The sequence below is a fragment of the Desulfatiglans anilini DSM 4660 genome (assembly GCF_000422285.1).
Taxonomy (GTDB): domain Bacteria; phylum Desulfobacterota; class DSM-4660; order Desulfatiglandales; family Desulfatiglandaceae; genus Desulfatiglans; species Desulfatiglans anilini.
The window spans coordinates 36,518-51,713 of the sequence record NZ_AULM01000002.1; the positions used below are offsets into that span (position 1 = coordinate 36,518).

14 protein-coding genes are annotated in these 15,196 nt (G+C 58.9%); 5 read left to right on the forward strand and 9 right to left on the reverse strand.

Translation table 11 applies throughout. The features are described from left to right. Positions 1 to 29: 29 nt before the first annotated feature. The 5 genes from ilvB to cimA all read right to left on the reverse strand — a co-directional run bounded on the left by ilvB (position 30) and on the right by cimA (position 7,305). Positions 30 to 1,715, reverse strand: a complete 1,686-nt coding sequence (gene ilvB, locus H567_RS0102205) for a biosynthetic-type acetolactate synthase large subunit (RefSeq protein WP_028320145.1) — start codon at positions 1,713 to 1,715, stop codon at positions 30 to 32. A 165-nt stretch (positions 1,716 to 1,880) separates the two neighbouring features. Next, positions 1,881 to 2,375: a 3-isopropylmalate dehydratase small subunit gene (locus H567_RS0102210; RefSeq protein WP_028320146.1), complete on the reverse strand. Its 495-nt coding sequence runs from the start codon at positions 2,373 to 2,375 to the stop codon at positions 1,881 to 1,883. A gap of 258 nt (positions 2,376 to 2,633) precedes the next feature. Beyond that, positions 2,634 to 3,896, reverse strand: coding sequence for a 3-isopropylmalate dehydratase large subunit (leuC, locus tag H567_RS0102215; protein WP_028320147.1), 1,263 nt, complete (start codon positions 3,894 to 3,896; stop codon positions 2,634 to 2,636). 135 nt (positions 3,897 to 4,031) lie between these two features. Continuing rightward, positions 4,032 to 5,573 carry a 2-isopropylmalate synthase gene (locus tag H567_RS0102220; RefSeq protein WP_028320148.1) on the reverse strand — a complete coding sequence of 514 codons (1,542 nt, stop codon included), beginning with the start codon at positions 5,571 to 5,573 and terminating at the stop codon, positions 4,032 to 4,034. Between the two features lie 67 nt (positions 5,574 to 5,640). Then, positions 5,641 to 7,305, reverse strand: coding sequence for a citramalate synthase (cimA, locus tag H567_RS22590; protein ID WP_084516766.1), 1,665 nt, complete (start codon positions 7,303 to 7,305; stop codon positions 5,641 to 5,643). Between the two features lie 337 nt (positions 7,306 to 7,642). Between cimA and H567_RS22595 the strand changes: the two genes are divergently transcribed. Continuing rightward, positions 7,643 to 9,397: a B12-binding domain-containing radical SAM protein gene (locus H567_RS22595; RefSeq protein WP_084516768.1), complete on the forward strand. Its 1,755-nt coding sequence runs from the start codon at positions 7,643 to 7,645 to the stop codon at positions 9,395 to 9,397. A gap of 148 nt (positions 9,398 to 9,545) precedes the next feature. Beyond that, the gene (locus H567_RS0102240) at positions 9,546 to 10,928 is read left to right on the forward strand and encodes a sigma-54 dependent transcriptional regulator (RefSeq protein WP_028320149.1); all 1,383 of its coding nucleotides are present in this window, start codon (positions 9,546 to 9,548) and stop codon (positions 10,926 to 10,928) included. A 25-nt stretch (positions 10,929 to 10,953) separates the two neighbouring features. Here H567_RS0102240 and H567_RS0102245 read toward each other — a convergent pair whose 3' ends face one another. From H567_RS0102245 to H567_RS28350, 3 genes are all read right to left on the reverse strand, one after another. Next, positions 10,954 to 11,331: a hypothetical protein gene (locus H567_RS0102245; RefSeq protein WP_153306019.1), complete on the reverse strand. Its 378-nt coding sequence runs from the start codon at positions 11,329 to 11,331 to the stop codon at positions 10,954 to 10,956. A 5-nt stretch (positions 11,332 to 11,336) separates the two neighbouring features. Then, positions 11,337 to 11,600 carry a hypothetical protein gene (locus tag H567_RS0102250; protein ID WP_028320151.1) on the reverse strand — a complete coding sequence of 88 codons (264 nt, stop codon included), beginning with the start codon at positions 11,598 to 11,600 and terminating at the stop codon, positions 11,337 to 11,339. 136 nt (positions 11,601 to 11,736) lie between these two features. Beyond that, entirely contained in the window at positions 11,737 to 11,922 is a 186-nt protein-coding gene (locus H567_RS28350) for a hypothetical protein (RefSeq protein WP_028320152.1), read from the reverse strand. Positions 11,923 to 12,423: 501 nt separating this feature from the next. On the opposite strand from H567_RS28350, the gene H567_RS29125 reads away from it, so the two are divergent. From H567_RS29125 to H567_RS0102270, 3 genes are all read left to right on the forward strand, one after another. Further along, positions 12,424 to 12,585, forward strand: a complete 162-nt coding sequence (locus H567_RS29125; protein WP_167330928.1) for a hypothetical protein — start codon at positions 12,424 to 12,426, stop codon at positions 12,583 to 12,585. A 66-nt stretch (positions 12,586 to 12,651) separates the two neighbouring features. Continuing rightward, positions 12,652 to 13,434 (forward strand): GTP cyclohydrolase FolE2, encoded by a 783-nt coding sequence (folE2, locus tag H567_RS0102265; RefSeq protein ID WP_028320153.1) that lies wholly within the window; start codon positions 12,652 to 12,654, stop codon positions 13,432 to 13,434. A 16-nt stretch (positions 13,435 to 13,450) separates the two neighbouring features. Beyond that, entirely contained in the window at positions 13,451 to 14,746 is a 1,296-nt protein-coding gene (locus H567_RS0102270) for an IMP cyclohydrolase (RefSeq protein WP_028320154.1), read from the forward strand. Between the two features lie 86 nt (positions 14,747 to 14,832). On the opposite strand, the gene H567_RS0102275 is transcribed toward H567_RS0102270, so the two are convergent. Beyond that, positions 14,833 to 15,159 (reverse strand): SCP2 sterol-binding domain-containing protein, encoded by a 327-nt coding sequence (locus tag H567_RS0102275; protein WP_051184402.1) that lies wholly within the window; start codon positions 15,157 to 15,159, stop codon positions 14,833 to 14,835. Positions 15,160 to 15,196 lie beyond the last annotated feature (37 nt).

A 15,196-nucleotide genomic window follows, 5' to 3' on the forward strand; every position in this document is an offset into this window, starting at 1 on the left:
TCGCCGAAAAGCCCCTGTCCGGACGGAAGCTAGACCAGCAACATGTCGGTGATCGGGGCGCCTGCAGGCACCATCGGGTACACCTTTTCCTCCCGCTCCACCACGAATTCCATGATGACCGTTCTGGGCAGGGCGAGCCCCTGCTTGAGGGTCTCCTCGACCTCTTCGGGTTTGGTGGCGCGCAGGCCGACCGCCCCGTAAGCCTCCGCCAGTTTGACGAAGTCCGGGGCGTGCTCCATCCCCGTGCAGGCGTAGCACCGGTTGTAGAACAGCTCCTGCCATTGGCGCACCATGCCGAGGTACTGGTTGTTCAGGATGATGATCTTGACCGGCAGCCCATACTGCACGGCGGTGGCCATCTCCTGGATGTTCATCTGGATGCTGCCGTCCCCGGCGATGTCCACGACCAGCTTGTCCGGTCTGGCGACCTGTGCCCCGATGGCCGCCGGCAGGCCGAAGCCCATGCAGCCGAGGCCGCCCGAGGTGATGAAGCTGTTCGGCTGGTCGAAGTGGTAATACTGGGCGGTCCACATCTGATTCTGCCCCACCTCCGTCGTCACCAGGGCCTTGCCGGCCGTCAGTTCGTAGAGCTTTTCGATGACGAACTGCGGTTTGATGGTGTCGGACTGGGTGTAGGCAAGCCGTTTCGTGCTCTTCCACTCCTCGATCTGGTTGATCCAGGCCGTTCGCGGTTTCTGGACGCCGCTGAAATCCTCTTTCTCGAGCAGCTCGTTCAGCATCTGGAGGGTCTGCCGGCAGTCCCCCACCACCGGAATGGTCACCGGGATGTTTTTGCGGATAGAGGTCGGGTCGATATCGATGTGGACGATCTTGGCCTGATGGGCGAAGGCGTCGGTCTTTCCCGTGACCCGGTCGCTGAACCGCACGCCGATCGCGATCATGAGGTCGCAGGCCGCGGTCGACATGTTGGCCCGGTAGGTCCCGTGCATGCCGATCATGCCGAGCCAGAGCGGTGTCTGGGTGGGGAAGGCCCCCAGTCCCATCAGGGTCGTGCTCACCGGCGATTGGATCTTTTCAGCGAACTTCCTCAGTTCCTCGGAGCCCTTCGAGAGGACGACGCCGCCTCCGGCCACGATCATCGGCCGCTTGGCCTCCTTGATCAGCTTCACCACCTTGTGAAGCTGCTTCGTGTTGGGGCGGTAAGTCGGCTGATAGGACTTCAGATTGACATCCTTCGGCGGCCGGTATTCGCATTTCTTGCTCATGAGGTCTTTCGGGAGGTCGATGAGGACCGGGCCGGGCCTTCCTGATTTCGCGATGTGGAAGGCCTCCCTGACGACGCGCGCCAGGTCTTCCACCCGCGTGACCAGGTAGTTGTGCTTGGTGCAGGGCCGGGTGATCCCGACGATGTCGACCTCCTGGAAGGCGTCGTTTCCGATCAGCTGGGTCGGGACCTGTCCCGTGAGGACGACGATCGGGATGGAGTCGAAGTAGGCCGAGGCGATCCCCGAGACGGTGTTGGTCGCCCCCGGGCCGGAGGTCACCAGGCAGACCCCGACGCGCCCGGATGCGCGCGCGTAGCCGTCGGCGGCATGCACCGCACCCTGTTCGTGGCGGACAAGGATATGCCGGATGTCGGTTTGCACCAGTTCATGGTAAATATCGATCACGGCACCCCCGGGGTACCCGAAAATGGTATCCACCCCTTCTTCCTTCAGGGATTGCATCAGTATCTTGGCTCCAGTCAGTTTCATCCTGTCTTAACCTTTCATTCCGTTTGAATCCATGCCGCATCGCTTTCGGTGCGGATATTTCCGGCGGCACAGGCCGCCCATGCAGCCGCCTCCGCCGCGGCCGGTCTCACACGTTCGGCGGAGCGGCCCTGCGGGTTCTCGAATGCCTGTATTTGAGGGACTGAATCAGGCACGGGCCTTCTGTTTGACGTAGTCTACAAGCCCCCCGGCCAGGATGATCTGGCGCATGAAGTCCGGAACGGGTTTGGCTTGGAAAACCCGGTCCCGTCCCACCACGCCGATACGGCCGGTGGTCAGATCCACATCCAGCCGGTCCCCTTCCTCGACGGCGTCGGCCGCCTCCTCCGATTCCAGGATGGGCAACCCGATATTGAAGGCGTTGCGGTAAAAGATCCGTGCGAAACTTTTGGCGATGATGACATCGATCCCGGCCGCCTTGATGGCCCACGGGGCATGTTCGCGGGACGAGCCGCAGCCGAAGTTGACGCCGGCGACGAGGATGTCCCCTTTCCGGACATCCCCCGCGAACTCGGGGCGCAGGTCCGCAAAGCAGTTCTTCGCCAGGATGTCTTTGTCGGATACATTCAGGAACCGCGCGGGAATGATGAGGTCCGTGTCGATGTGATCACCCAGTTTCCAAACCTTGCCTTGAAAATGCATAGTGCTTATGTCCTCCAGGGTACCGGTCTGTACCGTTCTGCTTTGCGGGATCGCGCCGATCCAGCCGTTGGTCCTGATGAGGAAGCGGCAGTCGAGGTGCTGCGCCTCCGTGGGATGTTGGGGCCCCCATCTGTGGCCGGGGGCCCCCGTCTAAACCCCTTCCGGTTGGGAAGGGGGGTGCTTTCCTCCCTTGTTGAGGGAGATGTCCGGGCATTGCCGCGCTGATAAGCCGGAACGCCCATTCGGCACCCGCTCCCCTTACAGTGTGTCGGGAGCGGTGATATGCCCGGTTACGGCGGATGCGGCTGCAACGGTGGGATTGGCCAGGTAGACCTCGCTTTTCGGGTGACCCATCCGGCCGATGAAATTGCGGTTGCTGGTCGAAAGGGCCTTCTCGCCTTCCGCCAGGATGCCCATGTGGCCTCCGAGACAGGGCCCGCAGCAGGGCGGACCGATGACGGCGCCGGCCTCTAGGAGCGTTTCGATGATGCCCTCCCGGATCGCGTCCCGATAGATGGTCGGGGAGCCGGGGATGACGATCAGCCGGGTCCCGCGGGCGACCGTCCGCCCTTTCAGAATGGCCGCGGCCTTCCGCAGATCGCTCAGCCGCCCGTTGGTGCAGGATCCGATGAAGACCTGGTCCAGCTTGACGGCGCCGGCCTCCGCAACGGGACGGACATTCTCCGGCGAGTGGGGGAAGGCGACTTGCGGTTCGAGGGTCTCCAGGTCGATCTCGACCACCTCTTCGAAAACGGCGTCCGGGTCGTCCGCCAAATACAGGCCTTCCCGCCGGCTTCGCCCGGCCATATACTCGCGCGTGGTCTCGTCGGGGGCGAAGATGCCGTTCTTGGCACCGGCCTCGACGGCCATGTTGGCCATAGTGAAACGGTCGTCCATCCCGAGCTGTCCGATCCCTTCTCCGCTGAAGGCGAGGGTCTTGTACCCGGCGCCTTCCACCCCGAGGAGCCCGATCGTTTTCAGGATCAGATCCTTCCCGCCGACCCAGGGTTGCAACCGGCCGTGATAGACCACCTTTATGCCGGCGGGCACCTTCAGCCAGATGCGCCCCGTGGCCATGATGACGCCCAAGTCCGTGCTGCCGACACCGGCTGAGAAGGCCCCGAGTGCGCCGTAGGTGCAGGTGTGGCTGTCGGCCCCGATCACCAGGTCGCCCGGCACCACCAGGCCCTTTTCCGGCAGGATCACGTGCTCGATGCCGGATTCGGACAGTTCGAAATAGTGCTCGATGTCGTATCGGGCCGCGAAGTTTGCCATCAGCTTGGCCTGCTGCGCCGAGGGAATGTCCTTGTTGGGCACGAAGTGATCCGGGACCAGGGCGACCTTTTCGCGGTCGAAGACCCGGTCCAGGCCGAAGCCCTCGAATACCCCGATCGCCAGCGGCGCCGTGATATCGTTGGCGAGCGCCAGGTCGACCTCGACGTCGATGAGGTCGCCCGGTTGGACGGCATCCCGGCCCGCGTGCCGGGCCAGGATCTTTTCAGTCAGTGTCATGGGGGTCATGCGTTTATCCCTTTCTGGTTTCCGTTTCCGGGTCTTGGGGCCCGCCGCTCCAAGGCGCCTGGACCGCCCTGGGGCGGCAGAGGCCCGGCGGTTCGAAAGTCCTGCCACCCGGGCCGCCGGGGTCGACCCGGGAATCTATAAGACCCGTTCCTCCGCGGATATGGAGGGGTTGCGTTTCATGTACTCGAGGCGGTTCAGCCCGTTCAGGAACGCCTTTGCGCTGGCGGTGATGATGTCCGGATCCGCGCCTTTGCCGAGGGCCACCAGGCCGTTTTCCTGAAGACGCACGGTCACTTCCCCCTGGGCGTCCATGCCGCCGCTGATGGCGTTGACGGAGAAGCGAAGCAGTTTGGACGTCGTTCCCGTCATCTTGGCGATCGTGTTGAACGCCGCGTCGATCGGGCCTACGCCGAAGCCGGCGCTCTGGGCGGTTTCACCGTTGATCTTCAGCTTCACTGTGGCCGTCGGGACCGCCATCGTCCCGCTCACGACATTCAGGTAGTCCAACTGGTAAGTGTCCGGCACCCGCAGGATTTCTTCGGCCACGAGGACCTCGATGTCTTCGTCGAGGATCTCCTTGCGTTTGTCGGCGAGTCCTTTGAAGCGGTCGAAAAGGCGGTTCAGATCGCTTTCGGACAGCTCGTATCCCATGTCCGCCAGCTTTTGTTTGAAGGCATGCCGCCCGGAGTGTTTTCCGAGCACGAGGCGGTTGCTGGACAGGCCGATCGTTTCAGGTTCCATGATCTCATAGGTCATGCGGTTTTTGAGGACGCCGTCCTGGTGGATGCCGGCCTCGTGGGCAAAGGCGTTGGCGCCGACGACGGCCTTGTTGGGCTGTACGACGATACCTGTGATCATGCTCACCAGACGGCTCGTCGGGAAGATCTCGCGGGTCTGGATGGAGGTGGTGAAACCCAGCATCTCCCGCCGTGTATACAGTCCCATGACGAGTTCCTCGAGCGAAGTGTTTCCGGCCCGCTCTCCGATGCCGTTGATAGTGACCTCCGCCTGGCGCGCACCGGCCTTGATGCCTGCCAGGGTGTTGGCGGTGGCCAGGCCGAGGTCGTTGTGGCAGTGCACGCTCACGACCGCCCGGTGGATGTTCGGGGTGTGCCGGATGACATAGGCTACCAGTTCCCCGAATTCATCAGGCATGGCGTATCCGACGGTGTCGGGGAGGTTTACCGTCGTGGCGCCGGCCTCGATGGCGGCTCCGAATACCCGGCAAAGAAAGTCCCGATCGCTCCGCGACCCGTCTTCGGCCGAAAATTCCACATTGGGCGTGAGCGACTTGGCGTACTTCACGGCGGCCGCCGCGGCTTCCACCACCTGGTCCCGGTTCATGCGCAGCTTGTGCTGCATGTGGATGTCGGATGTGGCGAGAAACGTGTGGATCCGCGGTTTGGCGGCATCCTGGATGGCCCCCCAGGCCTTGTCGATATCGTCTTTGCTGGCCCTGGCCAGGGCCGTCACCTCGGCCTGGTGGATGTTGGCCGCGATCTGTTTGACCGCATCGAAATCCCCGGTGGAGGCCGCCGGAAAGCCGGCCTCGATGGCATTGACCCCCAGCTTTTCGAGTTGCCTGGCCAGCCGCAGCTTCTCGGCGGCATTCATGCTGGCCCCTGGTGATTGTTCGCCGTCCCTCAGCGTTGTATCGAAAATCTTGATCTGTTCCATAACGCGTCAGCCTCCCTGATTCAAGAAAATAGCGATGATTGAAGACAGTCTGGTCTTTCCCGGGATGCTAACGCCCAAGGGCCCGCCGCAGACTTCCACTGGGGGAAGGATCTGCGGCGGTTGCCTCCATGTGAGCGGGTTTTGTATCGTTGCCGGGGTTTTCCTCGACGGGGCCTTTGGACAGCTTGTACTGCACACTGTCCACCAGGGCCTGCCAGCTGGCCTCGATGATGTTTTCGGAAACCCCGACAGTGGTCCAGATCTCCCGGCTGTCGCGGGACTCGATTTGTACACGCACCTTGGCGCCGGTGCCTTCGCTGCCGTCGATGACACGCACCTTGAAATCGACCAGCCCCATTTCCTCGACCTCGGGGAAGAACTTCCCAAGCGCCTTCCGCAGGGCATGGTCGAGTGCGTTGACGGGTCCGTCGCCTTCGGCCGCCGTGATTTCGACCTCGTCTCCGACCGAGATCTTGATGGTGGCCTGGGCGGTGTCCTCGCCGTCCCGGTTCTTCTCGATCGTGACGCGGAAGGACTCCAGCACGAAGGGATCCTGATACTGACCGGTGACCTTCTTGATCAGCAATTCGAGCGACCCTTCGGCGGCCTCGAACTGAAAGCCCTGGTCCTCGAGTTCCTTCACCCTCTGGACGACCTTCTGGCTGTCGTAGCCGTTTCCGCCGAGCTTGATCCCCAGTTCCTGGGTCTTGAACTCGATATTGCTCTTCCCCGACAGGTCGGAGACCAGGACGCGGCGGCGGTTTCCGACCTGCTCGGGTTCGATGTGCTCGTAGGCCGCAGGGTTCTTGAGGATGGCGCTCACGTGGACACCGCCCTTGTGCGCGAAGGCGCTATGTCCGACAAACGGGCGCTGGTTGACGGGCGGGACGTTGGCCACCTCACTGACGAAGCGCGAGAGCTCGGTCAAGTGCCGGATCTTTTCGGGTGGAATGCAGTCATAGCCCATCTTGAGCTGCAGGTTGCCGATGACGGCGATCAGATCGACGTTGCCGCACCGTTCACCATAGCCGTTGATGGTCCCCTGCACCATGACGGCGCCGTTCTGCACCGCGGTGAGGGAATTGGCCAGGGCCAGGCCGCAGTCGTTGTGGGCATGGATCCCGAGCGGCGTATGGACGCGCGGGGCCACCTGCTGCAGAGTGCTCTGGACTTCTCCGGGCAGGGTGCCGCCGTTCGTGTCGCAGAGGACCAGGAAATCCGCTCCGCCCTTCTCGGCGGCGGCGAGGGTTTGCAGGGCATAATCCCGGTTGCGTTTGAAACCGTCAAAAAAGTGCTCTGCGTCGTAGATGACTTCCAGGCCCTTTTCCTTCAGATATCGGACGGTGTTTTCTATCAGATCCGCGTTCTGTTCCAGGGAGATGCCGAGGATTTCCTCCGCGTGGAGATCCCAGCTCTTGCCGAAGACGGTCACGGTCTGGACCCCCGAGTTCAGCAGGGCTTGAATACTGGGGTCGTCCTCGGGCTGCATCTGCGCTCTGTGGGTGCTTCCGAAGGCGGTCAAACGGGAATGCTTGAAGTCGTTCCGTGCAGCCATTTCGAAGAATCGGGCGTCTTTCGGGTTCGAGCCCGGCCACCCGCCTTCTATGTAATGGATGCAAAAGCCATCGAGCTTGCGGGCGATCCGCAGTTTGTCCTCGGCTGAGAGGTTGACTTGCTCACCCTGAGTTCCATCCCTGAGTGTTGTGTCGTAGATGATGATCTGTACCGCCATGACGTTGCTCCCTTGATGCGAAAGGCCAAAAAAAAATCCGTTATCAGGCGGACCTGATAACGGATTTGGGGAAACTCTCTTGCTACTTAGCCATTATCAGGTCCGGGGACTTGAGTCGTACGACCAAAAGGAGAAGCAACAAGGATACCAGGATCCCTGTTGCGCTGATAATGGCGATAATGTTAAAGTCCAAGTAGCTCATACCGGCTATTTTCTCGTCAAAAGATTATTTTTCCACTTTAGGGAGACCTCGGAAACTTGTCAAGCTTTTTTTGTAAAAATCCTTCTCCGCTTGGGACCTGGAGATATTCCGGTGGGCGGCCGGCATGGTAATAGTATGAAAGAGATCTTGTTGATCTACCCGCACTGCCTCGAGGAGCGGCTGGACGACGAAGACGCGTCGGTGGTCCCCATTGGATTGTTCTATATCGGTGCTGCGCTGGAGGCCGACGGGCGAAAGGTCGAGATCCTGAACACCCATCCGATGAGGGGCCGGCCGGAGGTCATTGAAAAGATGATCGCTGATCGAAAACCCGATGTCATCGGGTTTTCGATTCTGCATGCCAATCGATGGCCCGGGCTCGAGATGGCGCGTCTGGCCAAGAAGATTCATCCCGGCGTCCCGGTGGTGTTTGGGGGAGTCGGGCCCACCTTTTTGTGGGAGCATTTCCTGCGGCATTTTCCAGAGGTCGATTTCGCTGTCGTGGGCGAAGGGGAGCGGGCGTTCCTGGAGCTCCTGCGTTGTCTCGAGAGGGATGACAGGGAGGCCGTCCGCCGAATTCCCGGGATCGCGTGTCGGGATGGGGATCGGATCGTCTTCAACGGGCCTGGCTCTCCTGTCGAGCAGCTTGACCGGCTGCCGGACCCGGCGCGCTACTTCGATTTCCAGCATCTGACATCGAGCCGTGGATGCCCGGGCCGGTGCACCTTTTGCGGTTCGCCGGCCTTTTGGGGCCACAAGGTGAGGTTCCATTCGCCCTCCTATTTCGTCAACCAGATCGAGCGGTTGTATCGTCGCGGTCAGCGCTTTTTCTATGTGTCGGACGATACCTTCACGCTCCAGCCCGACCGGGTGATCGCGATCTGCAAGGCCATTCTGGCCAGGGGACTCGATATATCCTGGGCAGCGATCTGCCGTGTCAAGGATGTCCACGAGGAGCTTCTCTACTGGATGCGCAAGGCGGGTTGTGTCCAGATCAGTTACGGCGTTGAAAGCGGTTCGCCGGAAATAAGGGAGAGGCTTGGGAAGAGGATCAGCGAGGCTGAAATTCGGAAGGCGTTCCGGTTGACGCAGGCCTACGGCATCCTGGCCCGGGCCTATTTCATCTATGGATGCCCGGGGGAAAACGCCGACACGATCCAGACGACGCTCGATCTGATGGACGACATCCAACCGCTCAGCGTCATCTTCTATATCCTCGATCTGTTTCCCGGCACGGCTCTGTATGCCGATTATATCCGGCGCTCGGGGGTTACAGATGATATCTGGCTGAAGCGAGTCGAAGACGTCATGTATTTCGAAACCGATACGGAGCTGGGTCCCGAAAAGATTCTCGAATACGGCCGGAGCTTGCGCACCGGTTTCCACCGTAGATTGGAAAGCTACATTCGCTCGCTGCAACTGGTTGATCTACCGGAGCTTTATCCTCTGCACGCTGATTTTCTTTCCCGGCTGGGCATGACTCTTAGTCATGGCGATTATGCCCAAATCGAAGAAATCCGTGACAAGGCGGAACTCGCAGAGTGGCTTTACCGAAGGTCGCTCGGGTACCATGGCGATCACCGGGCTTTTCTGGGGCTTGGGGTCCTTCTTCAGAAGCGGGGCGCCCATGCCGAAGCGGTGGAGGTTCTCGATCAGGGTCTAGGGTTTTTCCCCCAAAGTGAACCGCTGTGTGTCTGCATGGGGATCAGTCTGATCAACATGGGCCGATACCGGGAGGCGCTGGCTCTGTTCTCGAGATTCCCAGAGTCTGTGCAGGGGCTTCAGTACGCGGCCCTGTGCTACGGGGCACTTGGAGATAGCTCCAAAGCGTCCGCCGTCCGCAGGCGGGCAGCGGAGCTGCAATCCGGGTCTTTTTCATCAAAACATTGAATTTTTAGTTGTTTTGAGATAGCGTCAGGTCGTGCGGACTGGATGCCCTCCCTCGCCGAGGGGTGGCGCAAGGTCCGGTACTCCGCACCGAAAACGTCCATAGAACCGTTTGCCGGACGAGAAATCATTCCGTTCCCGAAAGGCTGTCGTGTCCGAAAAACTGCAGATACTGGCAATCGATCCAGACAGACAGAATCAGGGTCAATACACCCAGGTCCTCAACCCGCCTCACCAGGTTGTTTTTTGTTGGGACAGAGAGGAAATCCCTTCGGTCCTCAAACAGACGGAGTTCGATGTCGTCATTGTAGGTCTCAACGGGGTGGACGAGGGGGGGCTCGGCATCCTTGGCAAGGTCGCCGAGTGGTCTTCGCATACCCCGGTTCTGGCTGCCGGTGATTCGGACGAGCCAAGCCTGATCGTCAAGGCGATCAAAGGCGGCGCTTTCGATTTTGTTTCCCGGCCTTTCTCCAAGGAAAAACTGTTTGTCGCCATCGAGCGGGCTATCGAGAACCGGAGTCTGCGGAACGAAATTGACTATCTCAGAAGATCGCAGGACGTGATCTATGACTTCTGCCAGATCATCGCATTCAGCCCCGTGATGAAGAGGTTGATCGAGACGCTCAAGAAGTTTTCACGGACGGATTCGACCATCCTGGTGACGGGGGAGACGGGAACGGGCAAGAGTTTTCTCTCCGGTGCGGTTCACTTCAACAGCATGAGGAGGAGCAAGCCTTTTATCAAGATCAACTGCGCCAACATCCCTGATAACCTTCTTGAAAGCGAGCTTTTCGGCCACGAGAAGGGCGCCTTCACGGGGGCATCGAAGACCCGTATCGGACGCCTCGAGCAGGGAAAAGGAGGCACGGTCTTTCTGGATGAGATCGGTGAGATGGCTTTGGGGCTGCAGGCCAAGCTTCTGCGCTTTCTCGAGGAGAAATCATTCGAACGTCTGGGCGGCAACCGGACGATCCAATCCGATGTACGCTTGATCGCCGCGACCAATCGAGACGCTGAAGAGCAGGTACGGGAGGGTAAGTTCCGGGAGGATCTTTATTACCGATTGAATGTTCTACGGGTGCATCTCCCGCCGCTGCGGGAAAGAAGGGAATGTATTCCGAGTCTGGCAAAGCATCTGCTGAATCGTAGCTGCCGGCAGTTGGGCAAATCTATCGAAGGATTCGCTCCGCATGTCCTGGACCGGTTCATCGATTACCGTTGGCCCGGCAATATCCGCCAGCTGGCGAATACCATCGAAAGGGCGGTCATCCTCGAAGATTCCGAGGTGATCCAGCCCGACAGCATCCATCTTCCCGACGCCGTCATTGTGCCGCAACCCCCTCCCGAGTGCGAAGCTCAGACGGCCTTACGCTCGCTTGACGGCCACGAGAGGCAGATGATTCTGAACGCGCTCGAAGATTGTCTTTGGGTCCAGAAGGATGCCGCAGCCCTTCTGGGGATTAGTCCACGGGCCCTCAATTATAAGATAAAAAAATTTCACATCACGCATGCCAGATGGCGCCGAAATCGATGATGAGGTGCAAGCCGGTCGGTAAGGCTCAGGTTCGGTCGGGGCAAGGCGGGGGTGGGTCCGGCGGCTTAGGCGTAAGGCGGACGTTGCTTTTTTTGAGCTCGACAACCAGGGGAATCCCCTCTCGCACCCCTTGCTCAGCGAGTTCCCCCTCTACGAGGCTGTAAACGAGGTCGAGAAGGGTTTTCCTGAACTCGGCAACGGCAAGATCGTACATCAGCCATTCTTCGACCGCTCCGCTGACGATTACGGTAACGCTTTTTTCTTTCGGACCGCGGGATCCTATCTTTCTGAGTGTGATGTCCAAGGGTCCGAAGGGGGTCAGGAAGCGTCTTTCCGTCTCCCCTTTGCGGCCGGTCTTCGTTGAAATGAGCATGACCGGCACGGTCAGGTCCACTTTGTCCATGGTGTTCACCCTGCATCCTCCGGCTCTTGCCGCCAGGCGTGCAAACGCTGATCTTCGCTATAGGTCATCATGCGCATCCTCCATGCTTTTTGCCCGTTTGGAATGACAGGTTTGAACCGTCTCTCGATGAAAAGGTTCACCCGTCGGCCTGTGTTCGGGAAGCCCGAGCATCGTTTGGCATCCACCTGACGGCTGCCCATGTCGGCGTAGCCGCCGATGCAGCCTGTTTCAAGGATCGAAACAAAGCAACCCACAAGGATTCCCTGCATGCTTGATGCCATATCCGGTTCGTCTGAGGATGGGCATGGTGTCAATACGATGCCGGCTGATCGTGCCTGCCTGATCGCAGAGGGTTTTCCCCGCAACGACGGGTGCAGGGCAAATGCCCGCTTCCAAGAAGGCCTTTCAATCGTCATCTGCCGGGGTTCTGCGTGCCTGATTCCGGGGGGCGTTTCCCGTTACTGAAATGTAACTCGATTCCATCCGGAAATGGTCTTTTTGGCCAATCTCGGCGTCAATCTGCACGTTTGCTTGTGCGGCGACCTGCAGGTCGCCTCCGCGCAAACGCTTGATTTCATTGATATTGGCCAAAAGTCTTCATTTCCGGATCGGAAACCGGGTTCTACCGGGAAATCATTTCCGGATGGAATGTAACTCGTATGCCCATGTGGTATCTTTCCGATTGGATGGGTGGACAGCGGTTCCGGAGACAGGAAGACCGTCTCCGGCTATGGAGCGTGTGCAGAATGGTCATCGGCCGAAAGACGTTTCTTTGAAAACAAGGGGGTGACAGGGCCCTGGAATTCTGGCATATTGCAGACACATTGAGCCGGGCCGGGGGTTATGGAAGGTCGTTGTCACCCGGCCCGGTTCTCACGATCTTTCCCTCCGGAAATGGTCTTTTTGCCCAATCTCTGCGTCAATCTGCGCGCTTGCTTGTGCGGCGTACTATCCGTACGCCTCCGCGCGACCGCTCGATTTCCTTGATCTTGGCCAAGAATCCCCATTTCCGGATTGGAAACCGGGTTCTACCGGGAAATCATTTCCGGATGGATACGCAATAAACAACCGAATCAGGAGGTTGATGAAACCATGGCTGGACCAAAAGACCCCGATCCTCAGAAACTGGAGGTGCTCAGGCAATTGCCGGTCGAGATCCTTCGCCAACTGACACGTGAAGAGGTCGCCGCATTCCTGGGCGACGATCCTTGGCCGGATTCTTTACAGGAGAAATTGAAAGACTATCTGATTTAGACCAATGGGCGTATCCGCTTTGCTGCCATGCCCGCCTTGCGGCTTCGATCAGTTCGGGTGAGATCAATGCAGGATATTCAGAGTCATATGGATTACAGAAACATCGACATCGATCAGGTCGGTGTGAAAGGGATTCGTTACCCCATTACAGTGTTGGACAAGGACATGGGGAGTCAGCAGACTGTAGCGCAGATCAATATGTACGTGGATCTTCCACGCTATTACAAAGGCACGCATATGAGCCGGTTCGTGGAGATACTGAATGAACATAGCCGAAGGATATCGCTACAGAATTTTTCCCAGATTCTTCAGGAGATGAAAGACCGCTTAAACGCCGAGAGCGCCCACATGGAGATCACGTTTCCATATTTTGTAAAGAAAGCAGCGCCTGTCACCGGCTCGGAAGGTTTGATGGAGTACAAATGCACTTTCAAAGGTTCACTGCGGCGCCGTTCGGATCTTGTCATTATGCTCCACGTGCCGATCTGCACGCTTTGCCCCTGTTCCAGAGAGATCAGTGATTATGGCGCACACAACCAACGGGGCGAGGTTCGGCTTCAGGTGCGTTTCAAGAAGTTTGTATGGATCGAAGATTTGATCAGGCTGGTCGAGGAATCGGCCTCCTGCGATGTCTATTCGGTCCTGAAGAGGGAAGACGAAAAATATGTGACGGAGAGGGCTTACAATCACCCGATGTTCGTCGAGGACATCGTCAGGGAGATAGCCGTCAAACTGAACCAGGATAACAATATCACCTGGTTTGCTGTGGAGTCGGAGAACTTTGAATCTATCCACAATCATAATGCCTATGCCTATGTCGAAAAGCGTAAGAACGAACCAGGCGCCTGATGGGGAGGAAGAACGGATGGGGCAGGATTTGAAGCAGATGTACCGTACGGTTATGGATGACCATTTTCCCGATGATTTGACGATTTCGTTCGGTGGGCAGACCCTCGTTTACCGGAAACGGACATGGCGCATGCCGGATGAAAAGGCCGGAGGGCTGGTCGAGAAAGGATTGCGCTACGGGGAGAACCCGGGGCAGGAGGCGGCTTTATATGAGTTGACGAACGGGAACTTGGTCCTTGGGGGCTGTGAATGTATTCGTCCCGGGCTGGGGCTTGTCTCCGCGATATCTGAAGAGGACATGCTCCAGAGCGGGAAGCATCCTGGCAAGATCAATTTGACGGATCTGGATAATGCTCTGAACATATTGAAATACTTGAAATCCCGCCCTGCAGCGGTCATTGTGAAACACAACAATCCTTGCGGCGTCGCCTACGGAGAGACCTGCGCCGATGCGTATCTGAAGGCCGACATGGCGGATCGGATCGCCGCCTTCGGCGGGTGTGCCGTTTTCAACCGTCCGGTCGACCGCATTGCTGCTGCCGAAATCGCGAAGAATTATCTGGAAGTGGTCGGAGCTCCCGATTTCGAGGAAGGGGCGCTGGAGATCCTGAAAAAACGGTCGAATCTGCGTGTCATTCGCGTTCCGGGGATGGAGCGACTGGAGGCCTACGCCGCCCTGCGCTTCGTCGATTTCAAGAGCCTCATCGACGGTGGACTGATATTGCAGCAGTCTCCGTTGAATGCGGTCCGCTCTGCAGCCGATTTGAAGCCGGCCAGCGCCATCCACGACGGGCGCTCCTATCGCATTGAGCGGGCGCCGACAACGCAGGAGGTGGAAGACCTCCTTTTCGGTTGGCAGGTCGAGCAGGGGGTGACCTCGAATTCGGTCCTGTATGTCAAGGACGGTGTGACGGTCGGGATCGGCACGGGCGAACAGGATCGAGTAGGGGTCGCTGAAATCGCGGTCTTCAAAGCCTATACGAAGTATGCCGACGCCTGGTGCTTCCGGCGGCACGGGCAATCCTACAAGGATCTGGAACTACAGGTCAGAAAGGGTGAAAAAGCCAAGGATTTGCTGGAGGAGATCAAAGCGGAGACTGCAGAGGCCAAGGGCGGGTTGATCGGTGCTTCCATGGTATCCGATGCCTTTTTCCCGTTCCGTGATGGCGTCGATGTGGGGATCAGAGAGGGAATCGGAGCGGTGATTCAACCCGGGGGGTCTCTCCGGGATTTCGAGGTGATCGAGGCATGCAACGAGGCCCGTCCACAGGTGACCATGGTGTTCACCGGACAAAGGGCCTTCAGGCACTGATGCCGATTGACACCATAGAGGGGGTGCGGCCGCCGCCACGTGCAAGGGGCGGGCACCACCTCCAGACGTTCCGGAAAATCGCCCCGTTATAAAGGAAAAAGCTCGTAGATCCTTTGGGCCAGCAGGATATTCCCCTTGACGCGCAGTTTTCCGGTCATGAAGGCCTGCATGCCGTTGAGTTCCCGGTTGACCATTGCGATCCAGGTTTGATCCGACATGGTCAGGACCACCGAGGGCTCGCTAGGCAGGTTTTCCTCGATGGTGCAGGTGTTTTCTCTGATGACGGCGGACCACTGGCCTCCGTCGCTGCCCGTGATGTCGAAACGGATCGTCGCATCCAGACCCTTCGCGGCGTTTGGGTCGAATGCTTCCGGCATTTTCGCGAAGATCTCTCTGACATGTTTGAAAGCCATGCTCCTGCTCCTTGGTGAATGAAAATAGTCGGTTTGG